This window comes from Pseudomonas sp. HY2-MNA-CIBAN-0224, assembly GCF_040310285.1.
Lineage (GTDB): Bacteria > Pseudomonadota > Gammaproteobacteria > Pseudomonadales > Pseudomonadaceae > Aquipseudomonas > Aquipseudomonas helleri.
On record NZ_JBEOPQ010000303.1, the window covers coordinates 1 to 329 of the forward strand.

The following is a 329-nucleotide window of genomic DNA, read 5'->3' on the forward strand; positions in this document are numbered from 1 at the left end:
CTTATACTGAGCGCTTGTCAGCCAGCAACCGAGAACGATGAAGGGATGCCTACAGAAAAAGTGGCGACACCATCGACTGAGATGCCTGCGAATCATGAAGGCATGGACATGGATGCTCACGCAGGTCACGATATGACAGGTGGCGATGCAATGGCGGATGAGATGCAAATGACGGATATCCTCCAAGACTACACCAAGTCAATGACGAGAATGCATGATGAGATGATGATCGGCATGGTCTATAACGATGCTGATACTGCCTTTGCGAAAGGTATGCTGGGACATCATCGCGGCGCCCTAGACATGGCAAAAATCGAGCTAAAGTATGG

At 49.8% G+C, this 329-nt stretch carries 1 pseudogene; it reads left to right on the forward strand.

The features are described 5' to 3' along the window. Positions 1-45: 45 nt before the first annotated feature. Positions 46-329, forward strand: a pseudogene (locus tag AAEZ03_RS26505) (hypothetical protein); the annotation flags it as partial.